The 21,368-nt window shown below is 42.6% G+C and carries 15 protein-coding genes and 1 pseudogene; 6 read left to right on the forward strand and 10 right to left on the reverse strand.

From position 1 onward, the window contains the following. Positions 1–52 precede the first annotated feature (52 nt). From AAC147_RS11845 to AAC147_RS11855, 3 genes and pseudogenes are all read left to right on the forward strand, one after another. A complete protein-coding gene (locus AAC147_RS11845) occupies positions 53–1,090 on the forward strand; it encodes a class I SAM-dependent methyltransferase (protein WP_052189522.1) in 1,038 nt (345 codons plus the stop codon). Positions 1,091–1,115: 25 nt separating this feature from the next. Continuing rightward, positions 1,116–2,651, forward strand: coding sequence for an aminotransferase class V-fold PLP-dependent enzyme (locus AAC147_RS11850; protein WP_047681255.1), 1,536 nt, complete (start codon positions 1,116–1,118; stop codon positions 2,649–2,651). 594 nt (positions 2,652–3,245) lie between these two features. Further along, positions 3,246–3,890: pseudogene (locus tag AAC147_RS11855) on the forward strand (IS110 family transposase); the annotation flags it as partial. 386 nt (positions 3,891–4,276) lie between these two features. On the opposite strand, the gene speB reads toward AAC147_RS11855, so the two are convergent. From speB to AAC147_RS11875, 4 genes are all read right to left on the reverse strand, one after another. Next, complete coding sequence (gene speB, locus AAC147_RS11860) at positions 4,277–5,203, reverse strand: agmatinase (RefSeq protein WP_047681262.1); 927 nt, start codon at positions 5,201–5,203, stop codon at positions 4,277–4,279. 564 nt (positions 5,204–5,767) lie between these two features. Next, on the reverse strand, positions 5,768–6,355 hold the full coding sequence (locus AAC147_RS11865; protein ID WP_047681265.1) for a GrpB family protein: 588 nt from the start codon (positions 6,353–6,355) through the stop codon (positions 5,768–5,770). Positions 6,356–6,556: 201 nt separating this feature from the next. Continuing rightward, complete coding sequence (speA, locus tag AAC147_RS11870; RefSeq protein ID WP_047681268.1) at positions 6,557–8,461, reverse strand: biosynthetic arginine decarboxylase; 1,905 nt, start codon at positions 8,459–8,461, stop codon at positions 6,557–6,559. Between the two features lie 152 nt (positions 8,462–8,613). Beyond that, positions 8,614–8,775 carry a hypothetical protein gene (locus AAC147_RS11875; protein ID WP_156115355.1) on the reverse strand — a complete coding sequence of 54 codons (162 nt, stop codon included), beginning with the start codon at positions 8,773–8,775 and terminating at the stop codon, positions 8,614–8,616. 369 nt (positions 8,776–9,144) lie between these two features. Here AAC147_RS11875 and metK point away from each other — a divergent pair, with 369 nt between their 5' ends. Continuing rightward, a complete protein-coding gene (metK, locus tag AAC147_RS11880) occupies positions 9,145–10,299 on the forward strand; it encodes a methionine adenosyltransferase (protein ID WP_047681271.1) in 1,155 nt (384 codons plus the stop codon). 109 nt (positions 10,300–10,408) lie between these two features. Then, positions 10,409–10,918 (forward strand): SprT family zinc-dependent metalloprotease, encoded by a 510-nt coding sequence (locus tag AAC147_RS11885; protein ID WP_047681274.1) that lies wholly within the window; start codon positions 10,409–10,411, stop codon positions 10,916–10,918. A gap of 111 nt (positions 10,919–11,029) precedes the next feature. On the opposite strand, the gene AAC147_RS11890 is transcribed toward AAC147_RS11885, so the two are convergent. After that, complete coding sequence (locus tag AAC147_RS11890) at positions 11,030–11,380, reverse strand: DUF6694 family lipoprotein (RefSeq protein WP_047681277.1); 351 nt, start codon at positions 11,378–11,380, stop codon at positions 11,030–11,032. A 401-nt stretch (positions 11,381–11,781) separates the two neighbouring features. Between AAC147_RS11890 and AAC147_RS11895 the strand changes: the two genes are divergently transcribed. Beyond that, entirely contained in the window at positions 11,782–13,263 is a 1,482-nt protein-coding gene (locus tag AAC147_RS11895; protein WP_047681280.1) for an aldehyde dehydrogenase family protein, read from the forward strand. Positions 13,264–13,347: 84 nt separating this feature from the next. On the opposite strand, the gene AAC147_RS11900 is transcribed toward AAC147_RS11895, so the two are convergent. The 5 genes from AAC147_RS11900 to relA form a co-directional block, all read right to left on the reverse strand. After that, complete coding sequence (locus tag AAC147_RS11900) at positions 13,348–14,733, reverse strand: SLC13 family permease (RefSeq protein ID WP_047681282.1); 1,386 nt, start codon at positions 14,731–14,733, stop codon at positions 13,348–13,350. Between the two features lie 382 nt (positions 14,734–15,115). Next, on the reverse strand, positions 15,116–16,417 hold the full coding sequence (gene eno / locus AAC147_RS11905) for a phosphopyruvate hydratase (RefSeq protein WP_047681285.1): 1,302 nt from the start codon (positions 16,415–16,417) through the stop codon (positions 15,116–15,118). A 90-nt stretch (positions 16,418–16,507) separates the two neighbouring features. After that, entirely contained in the window at positions 16,508–18,139 is a 1,632-nt protein-coding gene (pyrG, locus tag AAC147_RS11910; protein WP_047681287.1) for a glutamine hydrolyzing CTP synthase, read from the reverse strand. Positions 18,140–18,319: 180 nt separating this feature from the next. Beyond that, positions 18,320–19,120, reverse strand: coding sequence for a nucleoside triphosphate pyrophosphohydrolase (gene mazG, locus AAC147_RS11915; protein ID WP_047681289.1), 801 nt, complete (start codon positions 19,118–19,120; stop codon positions 18,320–18,322). A 6-nt stretch (positions 19,121–19,126) separates the two neighbouring features. Next, positions 19,127–21,367, reverse strand: coding sequence for a GTP diphosphokinase (gene relA, locus AAC147_RS11920; protein ID WP_047681291.1), 2,241 nt, complete (start codon positions 21,365–21,367; stop codon positions 19,127–19,129). Position 21,368 lies beyond the last annotated feature (1 nt).

Below are 21,368 nucleotides of genomic sequence, written 5' to 3' on the forward strand. Positions count from 1 at the left end.
AAATTAGAGGAAAACCTCCTCATTCTCGCAAGTTATTAAAAGTGACTCACAGATGAATTTGTCAATAAACAAAACTAACGAGCAACAATATCTATTTAATATGCTATTAGGCCCAATTCGCTGGAATATACTCGCATTCGCATTCCATCACAGACTGTTTGATCACTTCATCACTATGGCCGATGCAACCACTGTGGCCCAACAATTCAACTGGTGCCCGACACGATTAACATTACTTCTCAACTCTTATGTCTCCCTGGGGATTATGGAAAAACAAGCCCAGAGTTTTTTTATTAAATCCAATTATCAGCCTTACTTGCTTAGTCATTCACAACATTATCTCGGGGAAACACTCTGCTCGCTGGCAGAAATCAAATCTCTCACATTGACGAAATCCGCTGAATGGCTGGTACAAAACACACAACCAAAACAACAAATGGATATGCATGACCAACGTTTTTGGCAAAAAGCGACATCGCGTTTACGAGCTTTTCACCGAAGTACAAGAAACCCAATCCTGCTATCTATCCTTCAGTCGCTTGATAATTGGCAAGATGGACTGCATTTCCTTGATGTTGGAGCAGGCTCTGCAGAGCTAGCCCAAAATATTTTAGCTATTCACCCACAAAGCAAAATCACATTGTTTGATTTGCCTCTCTGTTGTACAGCAATACAAATGCAATTGATAGATTCGGATGGATTTGATGAATCTAATCCCTCTCAGTCCATCAAGTTTCTTCCTGGTGATATGAACACCACCCTTTTTGGCGGACCTTACCAAATAATAGTAGCTGCAATGTCTCTCTATTTTGCTACCAATCTTCAAGATTGTATAAATAGGCTCTGGGCATCATTGTTTCCCGGCGGAACATTGATTAGTTTCCACGAATCACTGAACCAAGAACGCACTCAACCTGAGTTTCATGTATTGGGCCGCCTCCCTGCTGAACTGGCAAATGGCCCATTTTCTATCGAATCAGAACAGATTGAAGAGGCGTTAAAAGCCAATCACCCCTCTCGTCTAGATACCCGAAAAATCCCAACTCCATTTGGAGAAATGACACTAATTATTGCCCATAAATGCATTTGACAATCAGGAAAAGGAAACAAAAACAATGTCATTAAGTATGGATCTTATCCGCCAATCGATTATCGGAGAGTGCTGGCCCATTAAAACCCCGTTTGGTATCAAGCCATTGATCTATGCAGATTATACGGCTTCCGGGCGAAGCCTCAGTTTTATCGAGCAGTTTATTCAGCAACAAGTGATGCCCTTCTATGGAAACACACATACCGAAACCTCAATCACTGGGTTCCAAACAACATATCTGCGTGAGCAAAGCCGTCACATTATCCGCCAAGCGCTAAACGCCACTCAGGAGTATCACATTATTTTCACTGGATCTGGAGCAACCAGTGCTATTAACCGTTTTATTCATATGCTGAATATTCCTCGTTATAAGGAACAAAAACCTGTTGTTTTCATAGGCGGTTATGAACACCACTCCAACGATCTGCCTTGGCGGGAAGCGGATGTAGAATTGGTTCGTATTCCACTCACTCCAGAAGGTATACTTGATCAAACAGAATTAAAAACACAACTCCTCAAATATCAACATGTTCCTCTCAAAGTCGGCTCTTTCTCTGCTGCTTCGAATGTCACAGGGATTAAAACCGATATTACTGGAATCTTTACCCTACTCAAAAGCTTTAATGCACTATCATGTTGGGATTTTGCGGCAGCAGCGCCCTATATGTCCATTGATTTACAGGAAATTCCAATGGATGCCATATTTATTTCACCTCATAAATTTCTAGGTGGTCCTGGTACACCGGGCTTGTTGGTGATTAGAAATAATTGTTTTAGTCAGACTATCCCTGGCCTTAATGGCGGTGGCACCGTATCTTATGTAAATGCATCAACCCACCAGTATGTCGACAATATCGAACGTCGTGAAGAAGGTGGCACTCCTGCCATCATTGAATCAATTCGTGCAGGGCTGGTATTTAAAATCCAACAACAAATTGGTCTAGACTACATTAAAAAACGGGAAAAAGATCTGGTTGAACAAACACTCTTATATTGGAGGAATCTCCCTAATTTCGAGTTAATGGGCAATCCTTCCCTTCCCAGACTAGCCATCTTCTCATTTAATATTAAAGGACTACATTATGGTGTGGTTGTTGCCATGCTAAATGACTTATTCGGAATTCAGGCCAGAGGCGGTTGTTCTTGTGCAGGACCTTATGCCCACCAGTTATTGGATATCAACCAAGACGATAGCCGGAATATCCAAGAAAAACTAGCACAGGGAAACAATCTTGCCCGTCCTGGCTGGGTACGGTTAAATCTGCATTATCTGCTGGAACAATCCACAGTTTATTACATTCTAGAGGCTGTTTCACTCATCGCCCGCTATGGGCACTGGTTAGCAAAGCAGTATCATTACCATAATGACAAAGGTGTTTGGTTATACCAACAATACCAACCTCAACTGACCGTTTCTCTCGATCATCTGGAGTTCTCTCGCCAACAGAGGAACATCCGCCCGGAATCTCTTGAAGAATCCATGAAATCAGCTAAGAATATCCTGTTAAAAAGCAAGTCACATGTTAGTAGTAAGAAAATTGTCAATATATTAAACAGTTAGTTGTTATGGTAAACTCCGCCTCCTTTTTATTGGTGGCACATATTTAAAGTTGTTATCTATTGTCGTTATTGCCAAAAATCAGAAGACGTAAAGGGGCATGACAAAGGAAACAAAGGTTAGCACCGCGATTCCTGTAGTAAGGTCTTTCAGCTCAAATATACCTACTGTGCTTACAACCCAATCTAGGGTTAAAGAACAAATTATCGATATGACCATAAATACATCAACATTTGCACAGCTGTACTTTAATGAATTCGGCCACTTTGATAAAAAGTGACTTTCTGATGAGCAACGCACGTTTTACATCGAAAAGCGACAGCGATATTTAAATAACATCGGGAAAGCTTAGCTATCGGACTCCTCGCAAAGGTAAAACAATATTGACGGCCTGTAATCTATCAACCGGAATTTTAACCCACTTACGCCGAATTAACACTGTTACACTCGGACAATTATTATGTTGCAAAGCTAATCTGTGGTTTTACCTGATTGTTTCAATTTGGCAACAATAGGTGCGTTTTTGGGCACTAATGAGCAACTGTCTTTCGCTTTAAACTGTGTGGAATGATTCATCCCACGGTTTATTTGTTTTTATCATTGCATCGGATCAGAGAGTCACTGGTCAAGGATAAAGTCAAAACGACTAACCAGATGCACGGTTTCTTGCTGGAATTCGGGATTAGCTTACCGAGGGGAGAGGCTGTTATTAAGCGCTTATCTTTAGTATTGGCTGAACATGAACTTCCCGATTACCTGCTCCGATTATTGATGCGACTTCATGCACATTATCTTTATCTTGTTGAGCAAATTGCTGAATTGGAAGTTGAACTAAAATAAACAATAACAATGGATGACATCGCTCAACGTCTCAGGACGATCCCTGGAGTAGGTCTCATCACGGCCAGCTTACTTTCTTCACAGTTAGGCGATGGCAAACAGTATGTAAAAAGCCGTGATTTTGCTGCATCAATGGGATTAGTTCCTCGGCAATACAGCACAGGAGGAAGAAATACCCTGTTGGGCATCAGTAAGCGAGGAAATAAGAATTTACGAAGACTTCTGGTGCAATGTGCACGAGTGTTTATGCAACGATTGGAACGTTATCCAGGGAAATGAGCTGATTGGGGCAGAGGACAGCTTGAACGAAAACACTCTAATATCGTGGCTTGTGCACTGGCAAACAAATTAGCCCGGATAGCCTGGGCGTTAGCGACACACTGCACGGTGTTTGAAAATTAATTCTGACACCCGCATCAGTAAATTTAAACAGTTACCTGCCAGGTTTTGCGAAGACTGATAATTGATGACATGAGCGGTCTATCGGCCTGATGAGAAACCTAGAATAAAAAATGGCTCTTTTGAAGCCGAGTCGCTTTTAAGGTTCATCAGGTGCGAAACGCATTGAGGCGCGGGCATCCTTGCCTATAGTGACGCCGGATAGATTTAAGCAAGCCCAAAATTCATCAAAATGAGTGTTGCAAAAACGAGGGCGACCATAGATTTTATTCATATGGCTACTAGATACAGTAACGATCAGTAAAGGCAGTAAAAAAGAAAAAACCCGTCAATTGGACGGGCTTTAAAACTTTGCTATTACAAAAACAGTGCTTATTTAGCTGAATATGTTAAACACGCTTTTTCGAGGCCTGTAAATATAACAATTCCAATCCAATCGTCGCTGCCGCCAGCGCGGTAATTTCTGATTGGTCATAGGCAGGCGCAACTTCCACGACATCCATGCCAACGATATTCAAAGGTTGCAGACCACGCAGGATCTTCAACGCACGATCTGAAGTCAGACCACCGATAACGGGAGTCCCTGTACCGGGGGCAAATGCCGGATCAAGACAATCAATATCGAAAGTCAGATATACAGGCAGATCACCAACAACCGCTTTGATCTGCTCAACAATATCTTCAACGCTACGATCATTAACCTGTCCAGCATCTAATACCGTGAAATCATTATTAGTATCGTGCTCAGTACGAATACCGATTTGTACAGAGTGGGCTGGCTCGATTAGTCCCTCATTTGGTGCATGGTAAAACATCGTACCGTGATCAAACTTGCTGCCATTCGGGTAAGTATCCGTATGAGCATCGAAATGCACTAGTGCCATTTTACCGAAGTGTTTCGCATGAGCACGCAAAAGTGGCAATGTAACAAAGTGATCACCACCAAAAGAAAGCATCTTCTTGCCTGACTCCAGCACTTGCTCGGCATGAGCCTGCAATTTTTCGCTCATATCTTGAGCATCGCCAAAATTAAATACCAGATCACCACAATCTACGATATTCAAGCGTTTACGCAGGCTGAAGTTCCATGGCCAACGGCTACTTTCCCAAGCCAGATTAGTCGATACTTGACGAATGGCTGCTGGCCCATGGCGACTGCCGGCTCGTCCGGATGTTGCCATATCAAAAGGCACACCGGTAATCACCCATTCTGCATCACTGGAATAAGGTTGGAAATTCAACGGGAAACGCAGGAAGCCGAAGGCATTTGAAACCAAGGAGTTATCGATTTGGTTTCCTAAGGAACTAATACTCATGATATTTCCCCAAAAGTCCTGTGTTTAATTAACACAAAGCTTGATTACGCTAACTTCAAAAGAGTCTAAGTTTTAAAATTAAATTTAAAAACAATAAATTACAGCCTAAAGAGAACAGGTATGTCCTTATTCATGCTCTAACAGAAAAAGCCCCAAGCACTCTAGCTTGGCAACTACTTCTATAGTATTAGACATATTTTTTTCTTACCACTATTTTGAGAAGAATTACATTAAATAAACGCTACAATGATATGAAAAACAAACGAGGATTTATTCAATCGTGGGATAGCTCTGTTGTTTGAAAATCAACCTAATCCGCACTTTCTGCCCTCATAGCTTCAACAGCCTTAACAGGCTAAGTTATTAACCCTCAATCAGGTATGGAATGTCGGTTAGCATTAAATAGGCGAAATGGGGGGCGATTTACTACTATCACAAGCCACACAGTGTGGCTTGAAAGGTAAAACACTTTATAGGAGGACTATAAAAAAATAAGAATATAAAAGTGTTCTGTCAATCGAAGTCAAAACAACTTTTTATCCGCACAATAATTATCAAACATTATTACAACAATCCCTTACTTTGAAATATACGTTGATAAATTTCATGTACCACTTGTTCTTTTCTCTTATTATAGTCCATTACCTGTTTAACATCATTTTTAGCAGTTATCTTCGCAGCTATATATCGTTCACAATCTTCAGGATGTTCTCTGAGCCAATCACGAAACCAAATATGTCGGATATGTTCAGGGCAATCAAGGCCAAAAACATGAAGATTAACTCTAGGTTTTGCCAAACGAAGGCATCGATGTTGATAAAAACTTGGTTCACGAACCGTTAAATCATAACCAAGCCGCTCCAATGCCGGTACATATTTTTCTTCTTGAGTTGGATCTTCCACAATGAGATCAATATCAATAACAGGTTTGGCAACCATCCCAGAAACTGCCGTTGACCCAACGTGCTCAATATTTAAGACAACGCTGCCAAGTGTTTTTTTGATAACCGAAGAAAGTTGTTGCCATGTAGCTAACCATTCAGGATTGTATTCTACAACGTCAATCACCTCTTCAGCAGGTTTACCCTGTACCCAAGGGTTTTCATTAGGATCAGGCTCAGGGAATAAGATAATATCTTTAGTATTTATCACTAACTCGCTCCTTATTTCTTTGTTAAGTTCGCCCGCTATTTTTGTATTCGAACTTATCACAAAAAAAGTTCGCAAAAAAAGTTCACAAAAAGAGTGCGACTTCGCGTAGTTGATTAAATAAAATAGCCATCCCAAATCAAATGATTATTTAAAACCCATGATTAAGAATGACTATTAATGGAGGTTAATGATTAATCAGAATTATTCATCTTCCAAGTAAGTGTAACCATACAGACCACTTTCAAACTCTTGCAGGAATTGCTCTTGCAAATTTTCACCTAAATCAGTCGATTTCACTTGATCACGAAAACGCGTCAATAGCACTTGTGGCTCCAGTTTCACATATTGAAGCATATTAGCTACCGTATCACCCTCTTCACTCTGCTGATAAGTGACTTCACCGTTTTCTGAAACGTAAACATCAATGGCCGCTGTATCACCAAACAGGTTATGCATATTGCCCAGAATTTCCTGATATGCCCCGACCATGAAGAAACCAATCAATGGAGGGTTTTCCGGATCGTAGGCTGGCATTGGCATTGTTGTTGCCACACCGTCACCATCAACATAATGATCAATAATACCATCAGAGTCACAAGTAATATCCAGCAATACAGCACGACGATCTAATGGCTTATCCAACCCCTCAAGTGGCAGAACCGGGAACAGTTGATCGATTCCCCAAGCATCAGGCATAGACTGGAACAGGGAAAAATTCACATAGAATTTATCCGCCATGCGCTCCTGTAGTTCATCAATGATCGGCCGGTGAGCACGATTACTTGGATCAAGATCCTGTTGAATATGACGGCAGATATTTAAATATAATTCTTCTGCCCAGGCTCTTTCTGAAAGGCTTAATATCCCGTGCGCATATTGGGTATGAACATCGTGCAGGTCAAACTGACTGTCATGCAACCATTCACGCAAAGAACGTTTATAGCCTCCCTCCTGCATCTCCAGCCATGTATCCCATAAACTGGTCAGAGGACGTGCCGCATCTTCTTCAGGTGGCGTTGTATCGGTAAACTCATTACGTTCAACCCCAATAACATTGGAGATCAAAACAGTATGGTGAGCCGTCAATGCCCGACCGGATTCAGTAATCACGGTTGGATGTGGCAGACTATGTTCCTCACAGGCATCACCAATACCCCAAATGACATTGTTCGCATATTCATTCAGGCCGTAGTTGACAGAACATTCTGACTGGGAACGTGTACCTTCATAATCAACACCCAGTCCTCCGCCAACATCAAAACACTGAATGTTAACACCCAGTTTATGCAGCTCGACATAAAAATGGGCGGATTCACGCACGCCTGTTGCCACATCCCGAATATTCGCAAGTTGAGAACCCAGATGGAAATGCAGCAGTTGTAAGCTATCCAGTTTTCCGGCCGTACGGAGGGTTTCAACCAATTGCAGCACTTGTGCCGCTGCCAGACCAAACTTAGATTTCTCACCGCCACTGGACTGCCATTTACCGGCTCCCTGTGAAGCAAGACGCGCCCGTACTCCAAGACGGGGGATGACATTAATGCGCTCCGCTTCTTCCAGTACCATTTCTATTTCGGACATTTTCTCGATAACCAGATACACCTTGTGTCCCAGTTTTTCACCGATCAATGCCAGACGAATATATTCACGATCTTTATAGCCATTACAGACGATAACAGTCCGCGTCATGCCTGCATGAGCCAACACGGCCATCAGTTCAGCTTTGGAGCCTGCTTCCAACCCAACAGGTTCGCCAGAATTTGCCAACGATTCGATCACACGGCGCTGCTGGTTTACCTTAATCGGATAAACCAGAAAATAATCACCTTTATAACCATAAGATTCACGTGCACGTTTAAATGCAGTATTAATAGAACGCAAACGGTGTTGCAGGATCTGAGGAAAACAAAACAATGCAGGCAACCGTAACTGTTTTTTCTCTTCCTGAACTTTTCTTACCAGATCGACAAGCTCAACTTGTGCTTCTGGCAAATCAGGATTTGGACAAACACTGACATTACCCAGATCATTGACGTAGTAATAGTTACCGCCCCAATATGCAATATTGTAGGTCTGTCGCATTTTACGTGCGATATTATCATTCATGGCAGTCTCCTTCATGGAGTAGAGGTTTGCCTTCACCTGTAGTCAATAACCCAAGACGCTATTATTGTGCGTATCTTGCGCATTAATAAATGTCAGGGAACAGCTTGCTCTTAAATTATAGAAACGTTTAGAGGGAACTAAACAATATGTATTTACTGTTTGGCAATATGACTTCTGTTAAAAATGACCCGCCTGCCTGAACGATTCAGATAACATCGGGTTGAATTCATATCGATAAGAGAGGAACAAGATGTGGATACATCAATGGCATAATGTGGCTGTTGGCCGTTAACAATCAGCAGATAATGGTTCATAACCCCATTCACTCCACATGGCTTATCATCACGAAAGCCGTTTCTCAATTGAGAAGCAGAACACGCATAAACGCACCCTGCAAACGCCCATAACTTGAAGTGCAAAAACCTATCAGTTACGGGCGCTTTATACCTGTAATCCTGCAAAATTGCAAAACGAAATTTATTTATACTTAACAGATTTCGATAGATTTACTCGATAGATTTTCAAGCTAAAGAAGGACAGAGAAGAAACCCAAAATGTCATACTGTGAAAGATATTTAAAACTAAAAAAACTGGTATATTTGGCGATAGTAACTTAGACTAGCCGTCTAGATGGTAAAACATCCACCCTTAAACCGAAATTATATTTAAGGTAACGAAATATAATGACTACACACCTTTTTACTTCTGAATCCGTTTCAGAAGGTCATCCAGATAAAATTGCTGACCAGATTTCCGACGCCGTTCTTGATGCGATCTTAAAACAAGATCCCAAGGCTCGTGTAGCGTGTGAAACTTATGTGAAAACCGGTATGGTTATGGTTGGTGGTGAAATTACCACCAGTGCTTGGGTTGATATTGAAGAAATTACCCGCAGTACTGTACGCGAAATTGGCTATACCAGCTCAGACATGGGTTTTGATGCTAATTCTTGTGCAGTAATTAGCGCGATTGGCAAACAGTCACCTGATATTAATCAGGGAGTTGACCGTGCTGATCCTCTGGAGCAAGGAGCGGGTGATCAGGGATTGATGTTTGGCTATGCAACCAACGAAACCGACGTATTGATGCCAGCACCTATTACATATGCTCACCGTCTGGTTGAGCGTCAGGCGCATGTACGTAAAAACAAAACGCTGCCGTGGTTGCGTCCCGATGCCAAAAGTCAGGTTACATTCCAATACGACAACGGTAAAATTGTCGGTATTGATGCAGTCGTACTCTCTACTCAGCATTCTGAAGAAATCGGCCAGAAAGAGCTGCATGAAGCCGTTATGGATGAGATCATCAAACCTGTACTACCGGCTGAATGGCTCACTCCGATGACTAAATATTTCATCAATCCAACAGGCCGTTTCGTGATCGGAGGCCCAATGGGTGACTGTGGTCTGACAGGTCGTAAGATCATTGTAGATACCTACGGTGGTATGGCTCGTCACGGTGGTGGAGCGTTCTCAGGTAAAGATCCATCTAAAGTTGACCGTTCTGCGGCTTATGCTGCACGTTACGTGGCTAAAAATATTGTCGCAGCAGGTCTGGCTGATCGCTGTGAGATCCAGGTGTCTTATGCGATTGGTGTTGCTGAACCCACTTCCATCATGGTTGAAACGTTCGGAACTGAAAAAGTGCCAACTTCAACACTGATCCAATTAGTGCGCGAATTCTTTGATCTGCGCCCTTATGGCCTGATCAAGATGTTGGATTTGTTGCATCCAATCTATAGCGATACCGCGGCATACGGCCATTTTGGTCGTGAGCAGTTCCCGTGGGAAGCGACAGATAAGGCCATGATCCTACGTAATGCAGCAGGGTTGAAATAACCTCTGCTACGCTTAAAAAGCCCGCCTATACCAGCGGGCTTTTTAGTATTACCCATAAACCATACATACTCGTTTTCGTTAGCTAAGTTACTATATAATTATTGCTGTTATGAAATTCGTTAAGGTTCCTCTTCCTCTCCAGCAAGCAGTCATGCGTACTTTGCGGCAAAAAATAATTCAGGCAAGTGATTTCCTTGAACAAACCTTTCCCGAACCCAATGTGACCTATCAACAACGAGGTACAATTGCGGGAAGTGCTCGTCTACAGGATTGGGAAATTCGCCTTAACCCAATTCTCCTCATTGAAAATCAACAATCATTCATTGATGAAGTGATCCCCCACGAACTGGCTCATTTATTGGTTTATCATCAGTTTGGCAAAGTGGCGCCTCATGGCAAGGAGTGGCGTTATATCATGGAAACTGTGTTTAAAGTACCAGCCAATCGAACACACCAATTTTCAGTCCAGTCCGTTTGCAGTAAAACATTCATTTATTCCTGCCACTGCCAACAGCATGAATTAACCATCAGACAACACAATAAAGTGATCAGGGAAAAAAGTTGCTATGTTTGCCGTCAGTGCGGAGAGCGATTAACTCTATTGGAAGATCATAAGTAATGGTAACAAAATGCCCCATAATCAGGGCATTCTGTTTAAGAAATCAGTAGTTATCATTGAGCGCACTCAATAAGGTTTACAACTTGAAAAATGACAGGCAGATGATTGTATTCATTTGTTAATGGTACTCGTATTCGACTTAATTCTTTCTGCTTCGCTAATAACCTGATCGGCTGTTTTTCCATTCAGTGATTGATAAAACTTATGTTCCAGCTTTTCCATATCTTCATATTTGATACTTCCATATTTGTTATTTTTAAATAACTCATCAAAATCGATGCTATTAAGCATGACAATATTCAATGAATCATCAAATTTTAATTTTTTATCTTCAGATAAAGTATCTCTTATTTTTTCGATGGATGTTTTTACTGCCATTTCATTTTTACCGTCAATCTTAAGTTGATTATCACACCCGGCCAATGTAAAACCTAACAAACAAATTAATAACAAATTTTTCATAATCATCCCCGCCAATGATTGGTAGTATAATAATAGCAGAGTGCTGAGAAAATAAATCACCTTAACTAAAAAAATTATCATTAAATATAAACGTATTGATAATTTGTTTACTTATTATCTTGTATCATTAAATTGTTTATGGTCATTAAAACTACTCCTCCGATAACATCTTGAAAAAAGACAGCAGAAAAAAATAGACTACACAGAATATAATCACATACCAATAATAATTATCAAAATTTATTCCATGTGTTTATTATTTTATTATAAAAATCAGTTATCCCCCTTATTTATTGATACAAGATTTTTATATTTAAATCCGAATTTAAGAATTAATCCAATAATACTCTTTGAACAGATGGTTTAGCATACCCAAAAATCAAAAGTACCTGGAGAATATGATGAAGAAGTTACATGATATCGCAAAAGAACTATTACCTGCTAAGTCTTATAAAATGCTGATTGGCGGTGAATGGGTTGATAGTGTTTCAAAAGAAACAATGAAAAGCTATAACCCGGCAACCGGAGAATTACTCACTGAATATGTGGCAGGAAATGCTCAGGATGTTGAACTTGCTGTTCAGGCAGCCACTAAAGCCTTACCCGCCTGGAGCAAAACTTCAGCGACAGAAAGACAAACCATCCTGTTGAAAATTGCCGACTTATTGGAGGCAGAAGCAGAGCGCTTTATCACCCTTGAAACATTAGATGGTGGTAAGACACAAACTTTATGCCGCAATTTTGACATTCCTTTTGCTATCGATCATTTCCGTTATTTTGCAGGTGTGATCCGTTCTCACTCTGATGCAATGGATGTTATTGATGATGATAATCTGAGTCTGGTGATCAGAGAGCCAATCGGTGTAATCGGGCAAATCATTCCCTGGAACTTCCCACTGCTGATGGCAGCCTGGAAACTTGCTCCTGCCTTAGCGGCGGGTAATACCGTGGTTATCAACCCTGCCAGTCTGACTCCCATGAGTTTGCTGGAATTGGGACGCATCATAAATCAAGTTCTTCCTGCGGGCGTTGTCAATATTGTCACAGGCCGTGGTTCTATTGTCGGTCAAGCAATCCTTGATCATGAAGGTATTGACAAAGTAGCCTTTACCGGCTCAACAGAAGTTGGTTACAACGTTGCAACCGCCGCCGCTAAAAGACTTATTCCCGCCACACTGGAGCTAGGAGGAAAATCAGCCAATATCATTTTCCCTGATGCCAATATGAAAAAAGCTGTCAAGTATGCCGCTAACGCTATTTTACTGAATCAGGGACAGGCTTGTGAATCTGGTGCACGTCTATTCCTGCATAAAGATATCTATGATTCATTCCTGCAATCGTTGAAAACCGTCTTCGAATCCGTTCGAGTCGGTGACCCAATGGATCCTGCAACTGAAATGGGATGTCAGGTCAGTGAAGAGCAAATGAATACTATCCTAGGTTATATTGATCTTGCCAAACAGGAAGGTGCAACCATTCTTACTGGTGGCAAACGCATAACAGGAGCAGGATATGACGATGGGTTCTTTGTTCAGCCAACCATTCTCACTAATGTGACTAATGATATGCGTGTGGCACAAGAAGAAATTTTCGGGCCGGTTCTCTGTGTTATTCCATTCAGTAATGAAGACGAAGTCGTTGAGATGGCTAATGATTCAGAATATGGTCTGGCTGGTGCGGTCTGGACACAGGATATTAATCGCGCTCTGCGTGTCGCTAAAGCTGTTAAGGCTGGCCGTATGTGGATCAATACCTATCATGAACTTCCTGCCCACACACCATTTGGTGGTTATAAAAAATCAGGACTTGGACGAGAAACACATAAAATGGCTTTGGATGCTTATACTCAGGTCAAAAATATCTATATCAGCACCAAAGAATAATCTCTTTAAGAGAAAATCGTCCCGAAAAATACTCGCCACCTTTGAGGTGGCGAGTTCATTTATGGTTTATTTATTGATAAAAAATTATATCCAGAAGAACCAGGCAATGACAGAAATAATCGCAATACATGCCAAGTTCAACACAAGACCCACACGTACCATTTCAATCTGCTTGATATAGCCAGTGCCATAAACAATGGCATTCGGTGGTGTAGCTACAGGTAGCATAAATGCACAAGATGCACCAATACCGATAATCATGGTCAACACGATAACCGGCATTCCCAGAGCTTCTGCAACTGTGGCAAAAATAGGGACAAGTAACGCGGCACTGGCTGTATTACTGGTAAATTCGGTCAGGAAGATAATGAATGTAGCAATAGCAACAATAATCACAAACCACGAACTTGAGCCAAATGTTGCAGCCATACCATTCGCCATAACTTCACTTGCACCGGAGTTTTTCAGAACAGCGCTCAGTGTCAGACCACCACCAAACAGCATCAACACGCCCCATTCAGTGTTATTTTGGATCTGTGACCACGTTGATACACCAGTAATACCAATCAAAATAGCTGCACTCACGGCAATGATGGTATCTAAGTCTTTGATACCGCCAAGAGCATCACTGATGAGGGAACTGAAAATCCAGCAAACAACAACCAGCAGGAAAATAAACATGGCGATAACACGTTTACTATTCCATTCCAGATGCTCCAGCTCCAGATCAAATTTATGATTCAGATTCGGACGCAACATGATATACATCAGTATCACCATAACAGGTAACAGGATGATCACCATTGGTACGCCGTACTTCATCCATGTAATGAAATCCATACCTAACTGCGCTGCTGCAATCGCATTAGGTGGGCTACCTACCAGCGTGCCCAAACCACCAATACTGGCGCTATATGCCACACCCAATAACACAAAAACAAATGTATTACGTTCAGTACGAACATCCAGATTAGCCAAAATACCCAGAACGAGTGGCAACATCATCGCTGCGGTCGCTGTATTGCTAATCCACATCGAAAGTAAAGCCGTGATACCAAATATCAGCATGACCGCCACTGATAAACGCCCACGGGCAATCATCAGAAGACGGTTAGCTATCAGTCTGTCCAGACCTTGAATATGCAGTGCTGTCGCCAATGCAAAGCCACCAAAGAACAAAAAGATAATTGGATTTGCAAAAGATTTCAGCGCGTCACCTGTATTCATCAATCCCATTCCAACTGCCAGAATTGGAACACAAAGTGCAGTAATAGTGACGTGAATGGCTTCGGTCAGCCATAACACCCCGATAAATGCCATTAATGCCAAACCTGCATTTGCTTTTTCGCTATAAGGCAAAAACTTCAGCAAAGCAATTAACAAAATGATATCCAGCGCGAGAATAATTAAGCCTCTTTTACTTGAGGGTATTGGCCCAACCGCAGGGGTTAAAGATTCTGAAGCGTCCATGAAGACTCCATGTAACAATGAAACATAACTCCGTAATGTAAAAATAATAATTGATGAATCATTGCCCTAAATGTTAATGAATTACATTACATCTGAAATAATAAGGAGTCTGAACGATAAATAAAATACAAGGAATGCGATTTTGGGATCTGCTACGTGATATTTGCTTATTTATTAATTAAAGGCGTAAAAAAAAGAATTCATTTTAAGGAGTTATATCACATTTCTTATTTTACGAATGGTTAAATAATCCTCTATTATGCAACCATTATGCAATAAAGAAAAAAGCACATCGCTAAAATTGCCTTTTTAAGAAAGGCGAAAGAGTATTACTCTTTCGCCAAAATATAAATAATATTTTTTTATTGAAACCAGTCAGCCATTATGCCTGACCTTTCACTTCTCTCAGTCCATTGAAAGGAGCACGATTACCCAATGCTTCTTCAATACGAATCAACTGGTTGTATTTAGCAACACGGTCAGAACGGCTCATAGAACCCGTCTTGATTTGACCTGCCGCAGTACCTACTGCTAAGTCAGCAATGGTTGCGTCTTCAGTTTCACCAGAACGGTGAGAGATAACCGCTGTGTAACCTGCATCTTTTGCCATCTTGATTGCAGCCAACGTCTCAGTCAAAGAGCCGATCTGGTTGAATTTAATCAGGATGGAGTTAGCAATCCCTTTTTCGATACCTTCTTTCAGTATCTTAGTATTGGTTACGAACAGATCGTCACCAACCAACTGGATTTTATCGCCCAGAACTTTAGTCTGGTAAGCAAAACCGTCCCAATCAGATTCATTCAGACCATCTTCAATAGAAACAATTGGATATTCTTTAGTCAGATCTTCCAGGTAGTGAGTGAATTCCTGAGAAGTGAAAGTTTTGCCTTCACCTTTCAGTTCATAGTTACCGGTTTCTTCGTTATAGAATTCAGAAGCGGCACAGTCCATCGCCAGAGTGATATCTTTACCCAGTACATAACCTGCTTTTTCTACGGCTTCTTTGATAGCGGCCAGTGCGGCTGCGTTAGATTCCAAATTTGGTGCATAACCACCTTCATCGCCCACCGCAGTACTCATACCTTTTGCTTTCAGTACTTTTGCCAGATTATGGAAAACTTCAGAACCCATACGTACCGCTTCTTTCAGCGTGCCCGCGCCTACTGGCTGGATCATGAATTCCTGAATATCCACGTTGTTGTCAGCATGTTCACCCCCATTGATGATGTTCATCATTGGCAGAGGCATGGAGAATTTACCTGGAGTACCGTTTAGTTCAGCAATGTGCTCATACAGAGGCATACCTTTTGCCGCTGCCGCCGCTTTGGCGTTCGCAAGGGAAACGGCTAAAATCGCGTTAGCGCCGAAGTTAGATTTGTTCTCAGTACCATCCAACTCGATCATGATCTTATCGATATTGGCCTGATCTTTCGCATCCTGACCAACCAGAGCTTGAGCAATTGGGCCGTTAACCGCCGCAATTGCTTTCAGTACACCTTTACCCATAAAACGGGATTTGTCGCCATCACGCAGTTCCAGCGCTTCGCGAGAACCCGTTGATGCACCTGATGGTGCCGCAGCCAAACCAACAAAGCCGCCTTCCAAATGTACTTCTGCTTCTACCGTTGGATTACCACGGGAGTCGATGATTTCACGGCCGAGCACTTTAACGATTTTGGACATTAGGTTTTCCTCAGTACAAGTTAAATTTTGGGCAATTGATGGTCACACAAAGAATCGAGTAAAGCCCCATCGATCACCCCATATCTTATTTCACTGGCCTTTCTGGTACTTGCGTGCGGCTTCAACAAAACCGGCAAATAACGGATGACCATCGCGAGGCGTTGAAGTAAATTCAGGGTGGAACTGACATGCCACAAACCATGGATGGTTCGGGTTCTCAATGATTTCCACCAATTTATTGTCGATTGAGCGGCCAGCAACACGTAAACCCGCGTCTTCAATGCGTTTTAACAATAGATTGTTCACTTCGTAACGATGGCGGTGACGCTCAATAATATCGTCCTGACCATAAAGTTTACGTACCAGACTGTTTTCAGTCAGATGACACAGTTGGCCACCAACACGCATCGTTCCACCGAGATCGCTCTCTTCACTGCGTACTTCTAAGTTGCCGTTCTCATCACGCCATTCAGTGATCAGACCTACAACTGGTAACTTACATTCAGGCTCAAATTCAGTAGAGTTAGCCCTTTCCATACCTGCAACATTACGTGCGAATTCAATCAGGGCAACCTGCATACCCAGACAAATTCCCAGATAAGGAACTTTATTTTCACGGGCGTAACGGGCTGTCATAATTTTGCCTTCGATGCCACGACCACCGAAACCACCTGGCACCAGAATCGCATCCAGATTTTTCAATACTTCAACACCACGGGTTTCGACGTCCTGAGAATCAATCAGTTTGATGTTGACGGTCAGACGATTTTTCAATCCACCGTGTTTCAGTGCTTCAATAACTGATTTATACGCATCCGGCAGCTCAATATATTTGCCCACCATACCGATGGTCACTTCGCCTGATGGATTCGCCTCTTCATAAATGACCTGTTCCCATTCAGACAGGTCAGCTTCCTGGCATTCGAGGCTGAATCGTTTACAAATATAATCATCTAAGCCCTGAGATTTCAAGAGGGCAGGAATTTTATAAATAGAATCAACATCTTTCAAGGAGATAACGGCTTTCTCTGGTACGTTGCAGAAAAGTGCAATTTTTGCCCGCTCATTAGCTGGAATAGTGCGATCTGAGCGACAGATCAAAACATCCGGCTGAATACCAATGGAAAGCAGCTCTTTCACAGAATGTTGGGTAGGTTTAGTTTTCACTTCCCCTGCTGCTGCCATATAAGGCACCAGAGTCAAATGCATAAACAGAGTATTTTCGCGACCGACTTCTACCGCCATCTGACGGATAGCTTCAAGGAATGGCAGGGATTCGATATCGCCTACAGTACCGCCAATTTCCACCAGCACAACATCGTAACCTTCCGCGCCACGGATGATACGGTCTTTGATTTCATTAGTGATGTGAGGAATAACCTGAATGGTTGCGCCCAGATAATCGCCGCGGCGTTCTTTGCGCAGAACTTCGGAGTAAACACGACCTGTCGTGAAATTATTGCGACGTGTCATTTTGGTTCGAATGAAACGTTCGTAATGGCCTAAATCGAGATCAGTTTCAGCGCCATCTTCGGTAACGAAAACTTCCCCGTGTTGGGTTGGGCTCATTGTACCTGGATCGACGTTGATATACGGGTCCAGTTTCATAATGGTGACATTGAGTCCACGGGCTTCGAGTATGGCCGCCAAGGAGGCTGCGGCAATGCCTTTACCCAGAGAGGATACGACCCCGCCGGTCACAAAAATATAATTAGTTTTCATGCTGAACCTGAAAGTTTAGGTTTAAAAGGATGATGAATATAACAGGACGGGAAAGCAGTATACCCTAACCTTAAATGCGCTACAAACTCTATCTCTTTTATCTATCCAATTGTAGAAATTTCAAATTGTAGCAATTCCCAAATGAAACTAATCAAAACATAGATCAAATGTAATTTATCCCTAAATTTGTTGTTTTTTCACCCGTTGCCACATTGCTTCCATTTGGTCCAATGTGGCAGTTTCCAATGACAATCCTTTATCGTGAAGAAGTCTCTCAACATGACGAAAGCGATTTTCAAATTTCTGACAAGCTTTTTGTAACGTCATTTCAGGTTTATGCCCTAAATGACGGGATAAGTTAACGACGGCAAACAGTAAATCACCGAGTTCTTCCCCCACACGCGCATCATTTACAACCGCCTGCTTCGCTTCATCCATCACCTCGTCAATCTCTTCATAAACCTTATCCAGAACGGGCCCGACGGTCTCCCAATCAAAGCCAACAGAAGCACAGCGTTTCTGGATCTTATACGCTTTCATCAATGCAGGCAGGCTGGCAGGGATATCATCCAGCACAGAATGTTGATCTTTTTCCGCTCTTTCCGCAGCCTTGCGTTGTTCCCAACTACCAATGGCTTCTTCGCTGTTGATGCCTGATTGTTGATTGAAGATATGGGGATGCCTGCGTTCCAGCTTATCGCAAACCGCTTCGCAGATATCGTCGAAATCAAACAATTGCTGCTCTTTTCCCATCTGGGCATAAAAGACAATGTGAAACAGTAAATCACCCAACTCTTCTTTCAGGGCATTGGTATCATTGCGCTCAATGGCATCAATGACTTCATAGGTTTCTTCCAATGTGTAAGGAGCAATAGTAGAAGAAGTTTGTACTTTATCCCATGGGCAACCATTTTGGGGATGGCGCAGTTGCGCCATAATCCCTTTAAGACGTTCAATTGAGGTTGTATCTATCTTATCCATATTTTTCTAATCACCGTGCAAACGTCTGGCTTCAATGACATCAGACAGTTGGTTGAGCTTCGCCAGCACTCGTCCCAACACCTGTAAATTATAAATCTCAATGTTCATATCAATCGTAGCCAATTGTTGCTTCACATCACTGCGGCTACTGACACCAAGTACATTGACTTTCTCATTGGCGAGTATCGTGGTGATATCACGCAGTAATCCGCTACGATCATTGGCTATTACCCGCACTACAAGGGAATAACCACTGGAATAACTCTCTCCCCACACAGCATCCACAACCCGTTCTGGTGCGCTGATTTCCAGCTCAGCCAGTTGATCACAGCTTGCTCTGTGGATAGAAATTCCCCGTCCACGTGTAATAAACCCAACGATATCATCTCCCGGAATCGGCTGGCAGCAACGGGCAATATGATGCATCAGATTACCAACCCCCTCTACGACAACCCGGCCATTGTCTTTTTGCGTATTATTGCGCGGAGAGTATGTTTTGTTCTCCAGACTACGGAGTGCCTCACGATCGGCTTCTTCTGCCGTGGTTTTATTGAATTTGTTTTGCAGGAAATTCGCCAGTTGGTGAATACGGATATCGCCCACACCGATACCAGCCAGAACTTCTTCCAACGAATTCACGTTATAGCGGGCAATCAGTTCTTTTTCGGCCTCTTTAAGCGTGATACCTAAATGTGTCAGTTCATTGTCCAACATCTGGCGTCCGGCAATAATGTTCTTATCGCGATCCTGCTTACGGAACCAGTTATGGATCTTCGCCCGCCCACGGCTGGTAGTGACATAGCCAAGGTTCGGATTCAGCCAGTCACGGCTTGGATTGGGGTGTTTCTGGGTGATGATTTCAATCTGATCTCCCATCTGGAGCTGATAACTGAACGGCACAATCCGCCCGCCAATTTTCGCTCCAATGCAGCGATGACCGACATCGCTGTGAATATGATAAGCAAAATCCAGCGGTGTTGAACCAGTCGGTAAATCAATCACATCCCCTTTTGGCGTGAAAACATAAACACGATCATCAAATACCTGACTGCGGACTTCATCCAGCATCTCGCCGGTATCTGCCATTTCTTCCTGCCATGCGATCAGTTTCCGCAACCATGCAATCCGGCTTTCATAACTGCCTGATTTACCGCCACCAATCGCTGTGCCTTCTTTATATTTCCAGTGGGCGGCTACTCCAAGCTCAGCATCATCATGCATCTGACGGGTACGGATTTGGATTTCAAGTGTTTTACCGTTTGGCCCCAGTACCACGGTATGGATTGATTGATAGCCGTTTGGCTTCGGGTTGGCAACATAATCATCAAATTCATCCGGTAGATGGCGATAGTGAGTATGCACTATCCCCAACGCCGCATAACAATCCTGTAACCGTTCAACGACAATACGGACTGCACGTACATCGAACAATTCATCAAAAGAGAGGGATTTTTTCTGCATCTTGCGCCAGATGCTGTAAATATGTTTGGGACGCCCGTAAACATCTGCCGAGATCCCTTCTTTGAGCATATACCGACGCAAGGTCGTGATAAATTTTTCTATATACTGCTCACGATCAATCCTGCGTTCATGTAAAAGATTCGCTATTTTTTTATATTCATCAGGATGCAGGTAACGAAAGCAAAAATCTTCCAGTTCCCATTTTAACTGACCAATACCCAGTCGGTTGGCAAGAGGGGCATAGATATTGGAACACTCTTTTGCGACCAATACCCGTTCATCTTCACTGGCATCTTTTACTTCCCGCAAATAGGCGATCCGTTCTGCCAGTTTAATAACCACACAACGAAAATCTTCTACCATCGCCAGCAACATACGACGTACATTATCCACTTGAGTTGAGCAAGTGGAATCCGTATGTGTCGCTTTCAACTGGCGGATAGCATCCATTTCCAGCACACCGTGCACCAGATCTGTGATGGATTTACCAAAGGTTTCTGTCACTATTTCATTGCTGACTATCTTGGCATCAAGGAAGGGAAAAAGCAGTGCTGCACGCATACTGTCATTATCCATACTCAACGTAGACAGGATTTCTACCATTTCAACACCGCGCCACAACAGTAGCTCTGCATTGGGCTGATCCTGAACCTTCTCGTAACAGTAATGCCATGTTTCAGCTAATTTTTTACTGGAGTGTGGATTGACAATGTTTAAACTCGCGATCCACCTATCGACAGCAAATTCACCTGCTGGTGTGAGATGAGCACTTCTTACCGCAACCATA

The organism is Xenorhabdus sp. NBAII XenSa04 (genome assembly GCF_963866145.1).
Lineage (GTDB): Bacteria > Pseudomonadota > Gammaproteobacteria > Enterobacterales > Enterobacteriaceae > Xenorhabdus > Xenorhabdus indica.